The 17,327-nt window shown below is 41.0% G+C and carries 14 protein-coding genes, 1 pseudogene and 1 riboswitch; of the genes and pseudogenes, 6 read left to right on the forward strand and 9 right to left on the reverse strand.

Annotated elements, in window-relative coordinates:
* Positions 1-174: 174 nt before the first annotated feature.
* Positions 175-852 (reverse strand): YwaF family protein, encoded by a 678-nt coding sequence (locus ACVR1G_RS06570; RefSeq protein ID WP_447452392.1) that lies wholly within the window; start codon positions 850-852, stop codon positions 175-177.
* A gap of 33 nt (positions 853-885) precedes the next feature.
* Complete coding sequence (locus ACVR1G_RS06575; protein WP_447452393.1) at positions 886-2,247, reverse strand: UDP-N-acetylmuramoyl-tripeptide--D-alanyl-D-alanine ligase; 1,362 nt, start codon at positions 2,245-2,247, stop codon at positions 886-888.
* Positions 2,248-2,432: 185 nt separating this feature from the next.
* Positions 2,433-2,522, forward strand: a riboswitch (THF riboswitch).
* 103 nt (positions 2,523-2,625) lie between these two features.
* Here ACVR1G_RS06575 and ACVR1G_RS06580 point away from each other — a divergent pair.
* Positions 2,626-3,192, forward strand: a complete 567-nt coding sequence (locus ACVR1G_RS06580) for a folate family ECF transporter S component (protein WP_447452394.1) — start codon at positions 2,626-2,628, stop codon at positions 3,190-3,192.
* 149 nt (positions 3,193-3,341) lie between these two features.
* Here the strand turns inward: ACVR1G_RS06580 and ACVR1G_RS06585 are convergent, their stop codons facing one another.
* The 4 genes from ACVR1G_RS06585 to ACVR1G_RS06600 form a co-directional block, all read right to left on the reverse strand.
* Entirely contained in the window at positions 3,342-4,292 is a 951-nt protein-coding gene (locus ACVR1G_RS06585; RefSeq protein WP_447452395.1) for a bile acid:sodium symporter family protein, read from the reverse strand.
* A 346-nt stretch (positions 4,293-4,638) separates the two neighbouring features.
* The gene (locus ACVR1G_RS06590) at positions 4,639-5,685 is read right to left on the reverse strand and encodes a D-alanine--D-alanine ligase (RefSeq protein WP_447452396.1); all 1,047 of its coding nucleotides are present in this window, start codon (positions 5,683-5,685) and stop codon (positions 4,639-4,641) included.
* Between the two features lie 81 nt (positions 5,686-5,766).
* Positions 5,767-7,008, reverse strand: coding sequence for an acyl-CoA thioesterase/BAAT N-terminal domain-containing protein (locus ACVR1G_RS06595; protein ID WP_447452397.1), 1,242 nt, complete (start codon positions 7,006-7,008; stop codon positions 5,767-5,769).
* Positions 6,998-7,477, reverse strand: coding sequence for a MarR family transcriptional regulator (locus ACVR1G_RS06600; RefSeq protein ID WP_447452398.1), 480 nt, complete (start codon positions 7,475-7,477; stop codon positions 6,998-7,000). Before ACVR1G_RS06600 ends, ACVR1G_RS06595 begins: the two co-directional genes overlap by 11 nt.
* Positions 7,478-7,632: 155 nt before the next feature.
* On the opposite strand from ACVR1G_RS06600, the gene ACVR1G_RS06605 reads away from it, so the two are divergent.
* The 5 genes and pseudogenes from ACVR1G_RS06605 to ACVR1G_RS06625 form a co-directional block, all read left to right on the forward strand.
* On the forward strand, positions 7,633-8,229 hold the full coding sequence (locus ACVR1G_RS06605) for a TetR/AcrR family transcriptional regulator (RefSeq protein ID WP_447452399.1): 597 nt from the start codon (positions 7,633-7,635) through the stop codon (positions 8,227-8,229).
* Positions 8,226-8,789, forward strand: coding sequence for an NAD(P)H-dependent oxidoreductase (locus ACVR1G_RS06610; protein WP_447452400.1), 564 nt, complete (start codon positions 8,226-8,228; stop codon positions 8,787-8,789). Before ACVR1G_RS06605 ends, ACVR1G_RS06610 begins: the two co-directional genes overlap by 4 nt.
* A 531-nt stretch (positions 8,790-9,320) precedes the next feature.
* Positions 9,321-11,927 (forward strand): glycoside hydrolase family protein, encoded by a 2,607-nt coding sequence (locus ACVR1G_RS06615; protein WP_447452401.1) that lies wholly within the window; start codon positions 9,321-9,323, stop codon positions 11,925-11,927.
* A 153-nt stretch (positions 11,928-12,080) separates the two neighbouring features.
* On the forward strand, positions 12,081-12,245 hold the full coding sequence (locus ACVR1G_RS06620) for an LPXTG cell wall anchor domain-containing protein (protein WP_447452440.1): 165 nt from the start codon (positions 12,081-12,083) through the stop codon (positions 12,243-12,245).
* Between the two features lie 170 nt (positions 12,246-12,415).
* A pseudogene (locus ACVR1G_RS06625) lies at positions 12,416-12,665 on the forward strand (transposase); the annotation flags it as partial.
* 376 nt (positions 12,666-13,041) lie between these two features.
* Here the strand turns inward: ACVR1G_RS06625 and recR are convergent.
* The 3 genes from recR to ACVR1G_RS06640 all read right to left on the reverse strand — a co-directional run bounded on the left by recR (position 13,042) and on the right by ACVR1G_RS06640 (position 17,314).
* Positions 13,042-13,638 carry a recombination mediator RecR gene (gene recR, locus ACVR1G_RS06630; protein WP_447452402.1) on the reverse strand — a complete coding sequence of 199 codons (597 nt, stop codon included), beginning with the start codon at positions 13,636-13,638 and terminating at the stop codon, positions 13,042-13,044.
* Between the two features lie 64 nt (positions 13,639-13,702).
* Positions 13,703-15,871: a penicillin-binding protein PBP2B gene (gene pbp2b, locus ACVR1G_RS06635; RefSeq protein ID WP_447452403.1), complete on the reverse strand. Its 2,169-nt coding sequence runs from the start codon at positions 15,869-15,871 to the stop codon at positions 13,703-13,705.
* 750 nt (positions 15,872-16,621) lie between these two features.
* Positions 16,622-17,314, reverse strand: coding sequence for a phosphoglycerate mutase (locus tag ACVR1G_RS06640; RefSeq protein ID WP_447452404.1), 693 nt, complete (start codon positions 17,312-17,314; stop codon positions 16,622-16,624).
* Positions 17,315-17,327 lie beyond the last annotated feature (13 nt).

Consider the following 17,327-nt stretch of genomic DNA (forward strand, 5'->3'; position numbering starts at 1 on the left):
TTACGTTATTATCATGGTTAAACACCATATTTTCACCAACGGTCCTTAGTTTTTCAGCTTCCACCAACTAGTAATTGGGCAATAATGCTGAAAAATAAGTCGAATTACAGTCTCTATCATTATAGCATAAATGATAGAAATATGAACAGTGACGAAAGCAAAAAGAAAAAGCCTTCAGGCTTTCTTCCACCTTCTAAAAGAAAGTTCAACCAAAACCAAGGCTAGGCTAAAAACAGCAGAAACAACAACATAATTTACCCAAACATTGCTGTTATCAATAATCGGTGTAAAACGCATAAGACCGTAATTACCGCCAGTCAGATGATTAACCCAAAGAAGAAACAGGTCCAAGACAAAGGTATACCCCACTATCCTTGCCAAACTGAACCGAGTCACTTGAAAATAATTGAGCAAATAAGCTAGACCATTAACTAAAAGAGCAAAATGACCAATGAAAAAGGAAACCCCTGTAATATGTGGAAACGTATAGGGGTCTGGAACAGGATAGCCCAGAGCAAAAAATGCTCCGCCAACCCCCATCAAGGCAAGATAGTGTTTGAGAGGAAACTTATTTGGCAAAAGCACCAAACCAACCATAGCCAAACGACAATGGTAGAGAGGTAGACTGTTAGCTAAAGGGATATGGCACACCAAATACCAGCTATAAAGTACCAGTAACTGCACAATCTGCAACCATTTAAAAAAATTAACATAGGCTGAACTTTTATGATAACAGACAGTCAGGCCTATCAAAACGACTATTCCCATCAAAATCATCAGATACCAAAAACCTGTGATAGTTGGGGGTTGAGTTTCTACCGTTGTGAAAAAATTTAGAAAGAATTCTCCCATTCTAAAAGTCCCTTTCCTCTAATCTTACAGTACCTACAACAAGGCTTCTATAGCTTGGTCAAGGTGCATGGAATTCGAGCCCTTGAGTAAAATTTGATCTTCAGGCTTCAACAGTTTCTTAATCTGGTCAACCATCTCAGCGAACTGATCTTCTTGTTCCGTCTTTTTAAAGTAATAAACTCGACCAACCGGAAACATTTGACCAGCTAATTGGGCCAAGCCAGCAATATCTTCTCCATAGCAGATAAGGATATCTAAATCGTCAGGATTAAGGTTCCTAACCATATCGGTGTGCATCTGTACCGACTGGGGACCTAATTCTTTCATATCAGCCAAGACAGCCAACTTTTTGCCACCCTCATTAGCAGGAATCGCAAGAAAGGTCTCCAAAATTAGCTTCATCGCTGTCGGATTAGCATTGTAGACATCTGCTAAGATGTCCGCACCATTACCAGCCTTTTTCCACTCCGTACGATTCTTAGTCAGACTCAAATGTTTGAGAGCTGACTGAATGCAAGAATCCGGTACCCCTTCCAATAGACCGACATAAGCTGCTAGCATCGCATTCGTAGCATTATAGCGCCCAGGCAGAGGCAATTCAATACCGCCCTCCAGAAAATTAACCTTAAAATGCAAGCCTTCCTTTTCTTCGACCAAATCAGTAATAAAAATGTCCTCATCCGCTCCAAAACGCACGGTTTGGCACTCTTTAGGCAAATACGCGTTAACAATTTTATCCGCAGGAACTACTAAGGTACCATCCGAAGGCATACCACAGGCAATCTGCATCTTCCCTTGAGCAATCTTATCCCTGCTGCCAAAAAATTCAAGATGAGCTTCACCAATCAAGGTCACAATCCCAATTTTTGGCCTAGCAATCTTGGACAAAAGCTCAATATCTCCTAGATGATCCTGCCCCATTTCCAGTACTAACTTCTGCGTATCATCAGGCATATGGAGAACTGTATAAGGTAAACCAATTTCATTATTGTAATTTCCCTGTGTCTTATATGTTTTATAAGTCGTCGCTAATACACCATGAATCATGTCCTTAGTCGTTGTCTTACCATTAGAACCAGTTACAGCAATGACCTCAGCTGCCATTTTATCTAGGTAATACTTAGCCAGAAGTTGAAAGGCTGACAGGCAGTTTTTTACCTGTATATAGGGGACACCAGCTAGTTCAATTTCAGAAAATGATGCCACAGCACCATTTTCAAAGGCCTTCGGAATAAATTCATGACCGTCCCGTACCCCTTTGAGCGGTAAAAAAAGATCGCCTGCTGCAACCTTACGACTGTCAAATTCAATATTATGGATAGAAAAATCTTCAAAAACTGAAACGTCATTGAGACTGTTCACCACTTTTGCAATTTCATGTAACGTTAATTTCATAAGAATTCCTTCATTATTTATCTTCAGCTAAACATTTATAAGAAATTATACCATAAATTTGCCATCAAACTGGCCCCTTTTAAGATTTAGGGGAGAAATCATAAAAACACGAACATTTTCTATGGAATTATCCATAAAACTAGGAAAATAAGCCAAAGAATGCTAGACTAACAAAGTATTTTTAATACAGAGTAAATGATTTGCGTCAAGTGTATGTGAATGGGATGTTGTCACATAACGAAGCTCAAGCGCGGTAAATCATTGCATCCGCTGTTTTTAATCAAGGATTCCCTAAGCCTAGCCATCGTTCTTTACACATCTAGCTTAGGGCTGTCTCCATTTTAAACAGCTCCACTAAAATTAGTAAGGAGCCTTTTTATGTTCTCAAAAAATTATTTCCCTCAGCTCACAACTAAACAGTTAGTAACGTTAGCTATGCTAGTAGCCCTATCAGTCGCTGTTAGTAAATTTTCTATTCCAATCATCCCTCAGCAGCTGGTCTTCAGCCTAACCTTCCTTGTCTCAACCATGATTGGGGCAATCGGAGGACCTTTGTATAGCTTTATTTGTCTCGGTCTTATTGACATTGTAGACAGTCTGTCTGGTGGCACCTCCCAGTTTATCATCTGGTGGACCCTGCTTGAAGCCGCTCAAGGCGCACTGTATGGTATTTTCTTCTATGGTAAAGCACTCAGTTGGCATGCTAAAAAAGATTGGCTCTATGTTAGCCTAGCTACACTCACGATCATGCTGGTGGGAACCTTTATTTTTACCCCCTTGCTCATCCAAATTTATTACCATACCCCTATATCTGTTCAGTATCTAGCTGGTCGCTGGCTTAAAATTTTTGAAATTCCATTTCGGATTATTTTAACAATGCTGGTCATGACCCAACTGCAACGTCTCAGAGACTGGCGGCAATTGACCAATACTAGTCAAAAATAAACACTATAAAATCCCTGCTCATCGATGTACTGACCTCCATTCGTTATCTGTCTAACTTTTGGGGTGCATTACGCAGTGAACAGGGATTTTATACTATACAAGCCTAGTCAACTGCACTTCAGTTGGTCAAGCTTAATTCCCAATCTTTCTTAATCTTCTTGGACAACCAGCTCCTTGGAGTGATTCTTCCACCAAGACGATAATATCGAACCTGAGATATTATGCCAAATAGAGAAAATGGTTGAAGGAATGGCTGCTTGGGGAGTGAAGTATTTAATAGCCAGTGTTGCCCCTAAACTTGAATCCTGCATGCCGACTTCAAAGGTAATAGCTTTTTGCTGAGGTTCTTTCAAGCGCAATAACTTAGAAAAGCCATAACCTAAACCATAACCACAAAGATTATGCAGCATCACAACAGGAATAACTAAGGCCGTAGCTGAAGTAAAGATATTAGCATGATTAGCTGATACGACTGCACCGATAATCAAAAGGATAGCTGCTTGGGATATCAGGGGCATGAGTTTAATAACTGAATCAATTTTATGAGCTAAGAGTCGATGGACGATAACCCCCAAAACGACAGGAACAACAACAATTTGTAGGGTTGATAAAAAGAGCTTAGCCGCCGGAACTGCAATAAATTGTCCTGCCAAAAGGGATAGAAGAGTCGGCAGCATCAAGGGGGCCAGCAAGGTAGATAAGACTTCAATTGAGACATCTAAGGCAACATCTCCGCCCGCAAGGAAGGCCATAACACTGGATGATGTCCCACTAGGGCAAGAGCCAACTAAAATAACCCCAGCTGCTGTTGCTCCCTTTAGGTGGAAAAGCAGACAGAGCAGCCAGGCCAAGCCTGGCATAATGACATAGTGAGCTACTGTTCCAAGAACAACGGGAATGGGACGCTTAGAAATCCGAATAAAATCTTCAGTCGTTAGAGTCAAACCCATCCCAAACAGAATAATTCCCAGTAAGTAGGACGTATTGGGAATAACCCAAGTACTCGTTTGCGGCAGGACATAGTTAAATGCTGCCCAAATGATAACAATGACCGTGAACCATTTACTAAGCCACTTGCTAAACTGTTCAACTTTTTGCATAAGCTTTCTCCTCATTTCTACATAATTCGGCCCTATTATATACCTATATATCTGAATTTTCAAACTATTTTTTGGTTTTTCTGGAAACTTTTTAACTTTTTCTGGAAATTGAAAAAAGAGAACCGATTTTGTTCTCTCCAGAGTATACTTTTCATCACCCACTACAGCTAACAAATGGTAGAAAAGAGTCTGGTTCAAAAGTCCAGACTCTTTAGCATATTCTACATTTACCAGATTGATACAGCCAACCTAATCAACTGATTTTTTCCCACTCTCTTTTTCAATGATAGCTGAAAATACTCTTACACAGCCGACTCAGTTCACAATAGTTTTGCTCGTTTTACACTTATAATAAGTGTCCCTCGCGTTTATCAAACATTTCCTGAGCTAGGCGGACCAATTCTGTCACCAAATTTCTATAAGGCAGTCCCATATTTTCCCATAGAAGCGGATACATGGACCATTGAGTGAAGCCTGGCATAGTGTTAAGCTCGTTGAGGTAGATCTCACCGCTCTCAGTTAGGAAGAAATCACAGCGAGACAGACCGCAGCCGCCGATAGCACGAAAGGCTGTCTCAGCGTAGGTCTGCATCTTAGTCATAATTTCCTCAGATACTTTGGCTGGAATATCCATAGTAATCTTGTTATCAATATATTTGGCCTCGTAATCGTAGAAGGCCACATCCTTGACGACTTCACCCGGCTGCGTCGTCTTAACATCAGTATTGCCAAGAATACCGACTTCAATTTCACGCGCCTTGACACCTTGCTCAATCAAGATACGGCTGTCGTATTTGAGGGCTAGTTCAAGGGCAGCACGCAGTTCTTCCTCATTCTCAGCTTTAGAAATTCCAACGGACGAACCCATATTAGCTGGTTTAACAAAGACAGGGTAGACCAATTTTTGCTCAGTCTGGCTAATAGCCTCTGCCATATCCTGACCTTCCATATAGGTCACATAAGCCACCTGAGGAACACCGGCTGATTCTAAAACATGCTTAGTGGTAATCTTGTCCATAGCAACACTGGATGAGAGGAGGTTGGTCCCCACATAAGGCATCTTCAACACCTCCAGAAACCCCTGAATAGAACCATCCTCGCCCATAGGACCATGGAGCACTGGAAAAACCACAGCCTTCTCCTCATAAATATCACTTGGCTTGATCTTTGCAGTCATATTAACCGTTTCATTGGTCATCAGTTTCTCATCATCCTGAGGTTGGCTGGTAAACTCTTGCGTCTTGATAAAATCACCAGCTTGGGTGATAAAGTAAGTCTTGACAGTAAACTTATTATAGTCAACAGCACGCATGACGCTTTCAGCCGACAAGACGGATACCTCACGCTCTGCCGAGCGTCCACCGTATAATAAAACTAATGTTTGTTTAGACATAAGTTCCCTTTTCTATCTTAATTTTTTAGCCGCCCACTATTATAGCATAATTGGATAGGATTAGGGATAGTCAGAAAGAGTCTACAGATAATTTTTGAAAAAATCCAAAGTTGCCTGCCAAGATTTCTGACTGTCAGCTAAGAACTCTGGCCAAGCTATTTTTTTATACCGATTGTTAGGCTGAAAAGCTATGCTCAGCATGTGACCGCTATTTTTAAGCAAGAGGCTTTCCAGATGATAAAGGGGCCGCTGGTGTTGATTCCAAGCGGCTTCTATCCTTTTAATAGAGTCAGCGGCTGGCCAGACTTCATCTCGCTCACTTCCTATCAAGAGCACATTAGCCTTGATAGAATCAACTGGAATCAAGCTATCTTTACAATAAGAAATAAAAGGGCGCCTCAATAAGCGGCTCTTGATAAAATCTTTGAGTGAGAAATGAGTATAGGGTAATGCTTTCCCCTGATAGACCCAGGATGAATGACCGGAGTTGCGAAAGCTTTTCAATCCCTCCATCACCGCACAGGAGGGAGAGTTGAGTACCAAGCATTGAAAATAATCAGGCAGATAAGCTGCTACACACAAGGCCATTTCAGCTCCTTTGGAGCGACCATACAGTCCTAAACGACTGCTGTCTACGTCAGATCTAGTTGCTAGATAAGTTGCTGCTTCTTCAACCACTGCTAAATCGATCCTATCCAAATAAGGAGCTGTTCCCTCCAAGCCAAAGTAAGATAAAGCCATAGTCACGAATCCATGACTGGCCAGTAATTGAGCTATATTTTGGGCTTTTTCAATCCGACCATCGCTGCCGCTCAGTACAACGATGGCTGGGAAATTGTGAGCCTTTTCTGGATAAAAAAGTCTGGCTTTGGCTTGGGAAAAGGAGACATCCTGCCACCTGATATGAGGCAGTTGGTAATAACGTGGAAACCGCAATTCTCCCAATTTTCGCTTCCCTTCAAACACTTCCAAAAGGACATCAAAGCGCTCGTCTAACGAGATATCTTCTAAACACGAAGGCAGGCTTGTTTTCTTTATTTTGTCTGGTCTACTGTTAAAAAACAACCCCATGGGATACTGTCCTCGATAAGAGCCAGACTGGCAAGCTGCTTGGCTGAGTCGAATACAGCCCTGCTGATCTGAATCGTAAAGACCACTGGCTCGCCAGGGAATTCTCCGACTTAAGTTCATAGGAGCGTTGATATTATAGTAATTCAAGAGGGTCATCTCCAACCGATAAGGGCTAGAAGGCTTTAAGCCACTGATAATGATGTCAAAAGCACTGTCTGCTAATGCAGTATCACTAATCAGTCTAATCTCCATTGTTCCAGCCTTCTCGATTCTTTTTTACCAAGGCGTCCCAGACACCTTCTACTTCCGACATCAACTGTCTTACCTCTTCTAAAAAATGCTCGGGATAGACCGCCAAAACCTCCTCTAGCTTTTTCCTCAGAAACTCGTGCTGATAGAGATGCAGCTGGTAAATTTCTTGCCCTAACTCTGTTAAAATCAAACCATAAGAACTCTTCTTATGCGGTGAAAGTTTCTTTTGCAGATAGCCCTTTAGAACTAATTTATTGACCAGCTGAGTAACGGCACTGCGGGAAATCTGTCGTTTTTTGGCAATCTGAGACAGACCAATTCCCCTCTCCTGCCCAACTAAGACTAACAGATGAACCTCAACCATCGTCAGATCCCTATCGGGAATATGGTGTTGTTCCTGTTCCAGTCTTTTATATTTTTCTACAAATATTTGCAACTCTTGGCTCAAATTGAGCAGATTATTTGCCATCCACTTTCTCCTTATATTACGTTAAGCTGCTTAACATAATATCTTTTTTATTATTTTTTGTCAATATTGAAAAGTTCTTGACAAACAAAAGTAGACGGTGTATACTTCATTCAAAAAGTAGTCAATGTATACTTTTTGCTGAGAAAGGAGATTATGTGAAACGAAATACAGCGCAGCTCAAGGAAAATTTAATCCAAACAGGAATAGAAGAAATTTACCAGCATGGCATAGATAATCTATCGCTAAGAACAGTCTCACAAAAATGTGGTGTCACACACGGTGCTCCCTATAAGCACTTTGGCAGTAAAGATGGTTATCTCAGACTCCTTCTATCACGCCTCTCTGATTTCTGGGCCGGTGAAATGACCTTAAATATCAATTCATCCTCATCGGCGAGAGATAAATTGGCTCAAATGGGATTTAACTTTGTTTTAGCCGCACAAAAGAATCCTTATGTCTTTGAAGCACTTTTTATTAAATATCCCTTTAAATACATGGAGCTTTCTGAATATACTATTTTAGCAGACAAAGACTTACCCGGTTTTGATGCTTTTAAGTGTGTTGTTCTTAAACTGAGACAGGAGGAGGGGTTCCACAATAGTGAAGCCGAAACTCTCTTTCACTTCTGGAGCTTCATCTCAGGTCTGGCTATTTTGTCAAAAAGTCCTATCGGAACGGACTTTTCACAAGCATCTCTGCGAACCATGATCGAACATATGCTTGATATTTACATCAAAGGAGAAAACGCATGAATATTTTAATGATTACGGCCCATCCTAACCCACAAAGTTTCAACGCACACATCTTCAAACAAGTGCGAGAAAACCTTGATAAGTCCCACAATCTTGAGGTACTAGACCTCTATGCTGAAGGATTTAATCCCGTTTTACATTTTGATAATAGCCATCGCAGGCGTGATTTAGCCTCTGATCCTGAAACCGCTAAATACCGTGATTTAGTAACTTGGGCAGACCAATTCATTTTCATCTTCCCTATTTGGTGGTCAGGGATGCCAGCAGTGCTTAAGGGCTTTATGGATCGTGTCTTTGTCGCTGGCTTTGCTTACCACAACACTAAGACTGGCTTGAAAGGCCATCTCAATGGTAAGGCCTGGATTATTACTACCCACAATACACCTGCCTTTATTACGCTATTTGCACAAGACTATGGTAAAGTTCTGAAAAATCAGATTTTAAAAGCATGTGGCATTTCTTCAGTCACCATCAGTCAAATTACTGGTGTTGAAAAAATTTCTGACCAGAAGCGACAAAAAGCCTTGGACAAGATTGTCCAAAAGGCCAAAAATCTATAATAGAAAACGAGGCAGGAACAAAAGCTTCTATCCCTATGTATTTTAAATGTTTTACATGCAAGACGCAGTTATTGACTGAATGACCTTCTTCATTTTTACACAAGTGATAAGAATTATCCTAACCAGGCATGAAGAGAGAGTAAAACTCTCTAGCGGACGTTTTTAAGTTAGCAACTAGAAATCTGGGACTTTCTAAAAAATTAACTTCTTCAATTTATTAGTTTCTTCCATGCAATCTTGCAGATTAGCCCATTTTCAGGCAAATACTCAGCAATCACGGTGTCTATCACATTCTCTTCTCATTTTTCCTTAGTTTAACGGTCTTATAACCAATAACCTCAGGCATTCAATGAGTTGAAATAGGATTTGATTAGCTTGATCAATTTTCAATCAAAATAATAGATGAAAAACTTCTATTCCAAGCCTTTTATCAAGAATAATAGTATAATTAAAGTTAGTGAAAAGTTTCAGAAAAATGTTTTCATTTTTATTTCTGCCTAAAAATATCCTTGGTTCTCTTTTAACTAGGCCATGAATTTAAAGACAGACTATCTTATTACATTAAAAACATTGAAAGGACATCTAATGTTCAAAGAAAAAGGTCACGGTTTCATTCGAAAATCAAAAGCATATGGAACAATCGGAGTTATCACTCTTTCAGGAGCTGTTTTTTTGGGGTCACAAAACCTTGTTCAAGCTGATGAAATAACGGAGGAAACAACAGCAGTAACTGCCAGCAGTCCAGACGAAACACCCTCAGAGCTCCTGCCTTCTGAAAATCAACCTGAAATTCCTGTAACAACTGCTGATGAAACTATCACTGAGGGAGAAGAGGTTGCACCATTGACAACCGAAGAGACATCAGAAAACACTCTGGCTCTCAGTGATACTCCTGAAAGTTCTGGTGAGCAAACCACTGCGACCTATGAGTTGGCTGCTGATGAAGTCATGCAGCCGGATTCTACTCTCCCCGCCGAACTACTACCAGTTTCTTTAGTGGCTGATGCCAATAGTCCTGAGATACCTACAGAAGATACACCTCATTTGCTTGCTGCGCAACAGACTGATGAATTGCGACCTGATGCCCACTTAGGTGTATCAGATACTTTTTCAAACGATGTCCAAACCATTGTACGAAATGATAGCAAAAACGGCTGGGATATCTACTACTTACATGGTTTAGAGTGGGAACATCGATTTACCACAGATTTTGTTAACTACACAGTTCCCAATAGTGCTTTACTGCCAAACGGTGGAGATCCAACGAATGGTTGGGAATCAACAATGACAGGATCTATCATTACTTCTGATGGATCTATTTCTGGTACTAAGGCTGGCGAACGTGTTGTTTACTTCTCAGGTGCTAAGCAAGATACTCGAAAGCAAACTATCTTTGGAGCTGTTTCTGAGGATAACGGTGAGACTTTTACCAGACCGCTTAACGATGGTAACCCACTGCTGACAGTGGATAATGCTAAAAATGGTTTTGATTTCCGCGATCCCTATGTCTTTACCAAAGATGGTAAATACTATATGTATACGGCGGAAGGAAACGAGTTTGGCGTTTACACTTCAGCCAACGGCGTAGATTGGGCACCTAGCACAAAAATTGAAGCAAATGAGTTTTTCCATGGACGTAACTTTGATGGTAATGCACCGGTAGAATGTCCGATTGTCAAAACAATGGTTATGCCAAACGGATGGATTAAGCAAGTATTTATCTTCGGAGCAAAAGATTACTCGAAAGATGAAACTACTGGTACTTACTATGTTGTCGGACACCTTGATGAAAACGGCGGATTCGTTGCTGAAACAGATGTCGAACGTTTAGATTTAGGTTCTGATTTTTATGCAATCAACACAGATGGCTCTTCAAACTTAGATGATATCAACTCTAGTTTAACCGCTCTTGGCTGGATTGGTAACTGGAACTATCTAAGAGACACAACATGGAATGACGATCTGCCTTACCATACGATTGGGGCGTACAGCACTCCTCGTACCCTCACATTAGATAATGATATTAAATTGCGTAATGATGTGCTAGGTTCAGCACTTCAGGGCATGAGGACTAATGAAGTCGGTACATACAGCTTAACAGCTAGCAATCCTCAAGGTCCTGCTTATATTATAGGTCAAGATACAAATGGTGATATTCATAGCTTCTACGATGTTCCAGAGCAACCCGCTGCTCAAGAGTTCGATATTTCGGTTAGTTCCCCAGAAGGTCGTATCTATTTAGATATTTGGCAAGGCGGCGATAAGATTTCTTTAAATTATGATCCTACTACTGGATGGTATCAAGTTACTAGCTATACCGACAAGTTACCAACTGAATTAGCCAATAATTATAATAAGACCTATTCTGGTTATGTCGGAACAGTATCTAATTTCAAGGTTATTACTGATAAAACCTCTGTCGAGTTTTTATTTGAAAATGGGAAATCTTATACAGTAGCTCGATTTGCAAATTCTAACACACAAGATTTCAAACTCTATTCAGAAGACCCTATCAATAACAAAGTTATTGATATGACAGTTTACAATCTGGCTAATAATAACAACTTACCGGTGGAAAAAAAGCAAAATGAAGCCACTCCGACACCTGAGGAAACTGCTCAACCTGAGGTAAGCGAACCTGAGGCACCTGTGGTTCCTGAAGAGGAAGCTAAAACTGAGGAAGGAAGTGAACCAGTTACTCCTACAGAGCCTGAAGAGGAAACTGAAAAAACTCAAGATGAGCAGCATCAGAATACTGAAGAAGCCACTCAACCAAAGGTAAGTGTTCCTGATGTTCCTGAAGAGGAAACTGAAAAAACTCAAGACGAGCAGCATCAGAATACTGAAGAAGCCACTCAACCAAAGGTAAGTGTTCCTGATGTTCCTGAAGAGGAAACTGAAAAAACTCAAGACGAGCAGCATCAGAATACTGAAGAAGATGCTAAACCCGAGGAAAGTGTGCCGGCTGCTCCTACAACTCCTGAGGAGGACGCGCAACAGAATCAAGATGAACAACCTCAGAAGGCTGAAGAAGGTGCTAAACTTGAGAAAAGCGAGCTGGCTGCTCCTACAGAGCCTGAAGAGAACGCTGAAAAAACTCAGAAGGAGCAACCCCAAAATACTGAAGAAGCCACTTAGCCTGAAGAAAACAGCCCTGTTGTTCCTGAAGCTCCTGAAAGAGAAAGTAAACCGGCTGCTCCTGCAGAACCTGAAAAGGAAACCAAGCAACTCCATTCAGGAAATAACATTCTAGCTACTGAGTTAGAATGGGCTGATAATGTCACTTTGACAGTGGAAAATTCGTCTGTTTCTAAACAAAACACTTCAGGTAATTCTTCTTCCTCTCGCCAAAGTTTACCACAAACTGGTGATTCTAATCAGACAACAGTTACTGTTTTAGGATTGCTCTTGAGCTTATTTGGTATTGGCTTTACAAGAAAAAGCAAGAAATACTAATTTCCCTATTTTGCAATTTTGAAACGTAAAATAGAATGAAGTATCTATTTTATAATTATTTAAGAAACTCAAAAGCTAAAAAATGAGCATTTCCTAAATTGGAGATGCTCATTTTGTCTGTCGTAGTTTATGATTATAGTAACGACAAAACAACTAGAAAGCTATGACAAATGTATAAACAGTATAGCACAACTCAATTGACTTTGGCATTAAATCTTGCCGTTGATATTCCTATGATACACGAGGCTAGGCTGATTAGTCTGTTTGTAGATAGTATTTCTAGTGACCTACTGCTTAAGGAAAAGTCTCCTACTGGTCGTCTGGCCTTTCATCCAGCTACGCTTTTGAAAATGACGCTCTTTACCTATGCGTCAAGTCTTTTCTGGTCGTAAAATCGTGCAGCTGAACGAAGAAGTTATCAAGGAAGAACTGCCCAGTGAAAAAGACTCTCAAATCTATACCAAACGTAAGACGGATGCTGAACCCGTTTTTGGCAGATTAAAGCGTATCGAGTCCACGTCGGGGGTAATCAAGCCGTCCAAACGAAGGTCGGCTTCCTTTTTATGAGCATGAGCCTAACAAAATTAGCCAAACGACTGGCGACTGAATCGTGAAAAAATCAAAAACCACACGGTGTACATCTCATCCTGATTATGTTCAAGATGGAAATCACCGTGTGGTTTTATGTTGAAGCTAGTTTTGCCCAGACTCTAGTTAACTTAATGATATTGGAACAAAAGTTCAGCCTCGTTTTAACTGTCCTAGATATAACAAGTTGATTAGAGCTATTTAACGGTTACAATTCTGTCCGATTCTCAATCGCACGAAGAAGAGTTACCTCATCAGCATACTCAATATCACTGCCAACGGATAGACCACGCGCTAGACGCGTTACCTTGATACCAGCAGGCTTGAGAACACGCGAGATATACATGGAGGTCGCTTCCCCGTCTGCTGTCGCATTGGTAGCAACAATCACCTCACTAATCTCGCTATCCATGAGACGATTGATTAAGGCTTTGAGATTGATATCATCTGGACCAATGCCATTCATGGGAGAAATCAAGCCATGAAGGACATGATAGAGACCGTGGTACTCTTGGATCTTCTCCATAGCAGTGACATCCTTGCTCTCCTCAACAACCAGCAAAACGGACTTATCCCGCGTCTCGTCAGTACAGATAGCACAGGGATCATCATCTGTGAGATTACCACAAACTGAGCAATAGGTTAGTTCGCGCTTGGCAGCTAATAAATTTTTGGCAAAGTCATTAACATCCTCATCAGACATACCGATTGTATAGAAAGCTAAACGGGTCGCAGTCTTGCTGCCAATGCCCGGCAATTTTGAAAAACTGTCAATCAATTTCGCAATAGGAGTTGGGTAAAGCAAATCTATATCCTCATTTCACTAAAAAGGTCTGGAAATTTTCCAGCCTTTTGGAATTATTCTTAAATTAATGGCCACCACCGTACATAGATTGATAAAGATTTAAAATCTCACGTGCAATGTTTTGATGAGCCTTGGTTTCCGAGTTGGCAGCATGGGGATACATAACCGCTACCGCCACCTTAGTTCCATCATTGGCGCTTCCATAGGCAACAACATTGAGGTTAACCGTTGTTACACTATTACCGTTGCTGTCGGTCGCAAAGGTTTCAGCAGTCCCGGTTTTACCAGAGATACTAATAGAGGAACTTGCCATGTCCTTACCAGTTGCATAACCATCTGAGCTATTCACCACTTCGTAGAATCCTTCTTGAATCAAGCCCATCTGCTCACTGGAGATATTGACCTTGTTTAGCTCCTTGGTATCTATTGAGCTAACCATATCACCGAGGCCACCATCAGCATTATTATTATAGACACCTTGAACTAAACGCGGGGCAATCCGAGTTCCCCCATTAGCTACCGTTGCAGAATATTGGGCTAACTGCATCGGGGTATAACTATCAAACTGACCAAAAGCCTCAGTCAGAACGTTACCAGGTTTGTAATCGTCAGTCCTATAGCCTTCCGACTCATTGGGCAAATCAATACCTGTCTTAACACCCATGCCATATTCTGCATAGGCATTGCGCAAAGATGTCATAGTAGAGTCTACACCATCATTGCTCAAACTCATTCCTGGATAATAATCCTGTCCCATCATCTTGAGTGCCACTTGCACCATATAAGTATTAGAAGAATACTCTAAGGCTTGGGTTGCTGTAATAGACCGGCTGCCCTGTCCTGTAAACCAAGAATTGATTGGGTTGGAACCATTGACACTGATAGTTTGATCAACCAAACTATCATTTCCCGACAGAACGCCAGATTCCCAACCTGCTGTCAGTGTCGCCCCTTTGACTACAGATCCAGGCACAAAAACATTAGTTACTGTTCCTAATGCATTAGAATTAGTCTCTCCTGTATCCGTATCGTGTGCCAGTCCTGCCATGGCCAGGACAGCACCCGTATCTGCATTCAGGGCCACAGCATAAACGCCTTCCGAATTAGCAGCATTGCCAGAAGCAACCTCTGGTCCATAGTACTGGTTGAGAATTCCTTCAACACCATTTTGGAAACCGAGGTCAATAGTCAACTTAATATTATTCCCCTTACTGCCCTGTGAGGTTTGCTTATTTTTGATAACATTGCCTTCGTTATCAACACTAATCTTGGTAGTCGTCCGCGTTCCCTGAAGAACATCTTCATACTGCTCTTGTAAATAAGAGGTTCCGACACGGTCATTCAGAGAATACCCCTTAGCCAAGTATTCATCAGCACTCTCCTGAGGTAAACCAGTCTCTTCACTAGAGAGTGTTCCTATAATATCTGACAAGGATGAGGATGAGGTCGTTACTGTTTGATTCCAGTCAGACCCTACACTAATACCGTGCAGATCAGACTTATTTGCTGTGATATAGGCAATCTGATCTTCAGTCAAATCCCCCGTCGTGAGGTAGACTGTGCTGAAATTTGAAGCAGCATTCATCTGATTAAAGATAAAGGCTTGTTTCAACTCATTTTCTGAATAGTTAATCTTACTTTTAGGGACAGCTGCAATAGCGTTTTTATAAATAGCCGATTCGGTTAAATTATTACCGTAGCTATCGTATTTTTTCTTGTCTGGCAACTTATCCACAATGGCCTTGTAATGCTTAGAATCTGCTAGATAAAAATCTTTTTTCTGGCGTTCAGTAACCTTGGTCTCTGTCAGATTGACCATGGTTGATAAGCGCTTGGCAATATCACGAATATCCTGAGCTGTAGCCTTATTGCTACGCGTGTAGGTCACAACGGTCTTCTTTTCATTATCGACCAGTGCTTGACCAGTTGCATCGTAAATTTGTCCCCGTTCTGAAGATTGGGTAACAGTATAAGTCGTTTGCTTATTGAGTTTATCTAAGTAAAATTGCCGGTTACTGACCTGCATATAAGCTAGACGTCCAATTAAGACTGCTAAAAGAACTAAAACCAAGGCAAAAATAATATAAAGACGGCTGGTTATACTAGAAAGAAAACCTACTTTCTTTGTTTTTTTCTTGGTTTTTCGAGCTAAAACTTTGTCTGCTTTTTGTTCTTTTTTCTCCTCAGTATCGTTTACTATTTCCTTTTTCTTAAATGGATTTCTGATCTCCATGGTCTCCTCACTTCAATAAAATCTATCAGGACTATTCTATCACAATTCAAGAAAAAAAACCCCAGTCAACAAAAAGTATTTTTCAGGTTCAATATTGATAAGAAATATGAAAGTTCTAAACGAAGTTAGCCAGTTGAGAATATGTAAAAACACCTCTTAGGTAATCCTTCCTAAGAGGTGTGAACTAACTATCTCAAAATCAAAATCATCGAGGCTGTCTACTCCTCCAGCTTTTAAAAAACTGAGAAAACTTGAGAGTGGGACTCAATCAGTAAATCTTGGTAAAATCACGATTTTAATTGTCCTCGCTCTCTTATTTTAAGGCTCAGGCCTCTGCCACTTTCCTGTTTTTAGGTGGCAGGATTTGGCAGTCTATCCCCAGACTGCCAAACTCCACTAGAGCATTTTGACACTTGCTTTACAAGCTTTATTTCTCAATTAAAAAGGTCTACTAGACCTTTTTAACCCACCTCCGCACAGCTCAAAAGGTCTGGGAGACCTTTTGAGGTTGGGGATAAGATGAACAGCAAGTTCATCACACTAGTATAGGTGGGCTGCTATTTAAACAATCCAGTGGACTGTTTAAGGGGGCGCCTAAAAATAGGAAAGCGCCCCAAGAAAAGGATATCCGACCAACCACTGCGCCAATCTGATAAATCGAGAGTATTTACTAAGAATCTGGACTTTTGTCACAGACTCGCCTCACTTCTTTATTTTTGAGTTCGGAATAAAAAGGTCCACCGGACCTTTTTATTTACCTAGATAGTATTCCTTTGTAAGATTAAGTTTTTCGTCAAATTCAAATACCAATGGTGGGAAGTTTGGAATTTCAACATCCATGATTTCATCGTCTGATAATTGTTTGATATGTTTAACAAGGGCACGGATTGAGTTACCATGTGCACCTACAAACACATCCTTGCCATCTTTAAGTGCTGGTGCAATTTTATCTTCCCAGAACGGAAGCGCACGTTCCAAGGTCACCTTCAGATTTTCAGCATCTGGAATAACTGAATCATCAAGAGAAGCATAACGACGATCTGTATGTGCTGAGTGCTCATCATCCTTAGCCATAGCCGGTGGCAAAACATCATAAGAACGGCGCCAAATATGAACTTGCTCGTCACCCCATTTTTCAGCAGCTTCTGCCTTATTTTGGCCGGTTAATCCGCCGTAGTGGCGTTCATTCAAACGCCATGATTTTTCAACAGGAACCCAGAGTTGATCAGCTGCTTCAAGTGCAAGGTTAGTAGTCTTGATAGCACGTTTTAAAACTGATGTGAAGGCAAGGTCAAACTCAATGCCTGCTTCCTTGATCAGTTTACCGGCATCAATCGCTTGCTGTGTCCCCTTATCTGAAAGATCAACATCAGCCCAACCAGTGAAAAGATTTGCCTTGTTCCATTCTGACTCACCGTGGCGAGCAAAAACCAATTTTACCATTAATAGTGTCTCC

The organism is Streptococcus dentasini (assembly GCF_053206945.1).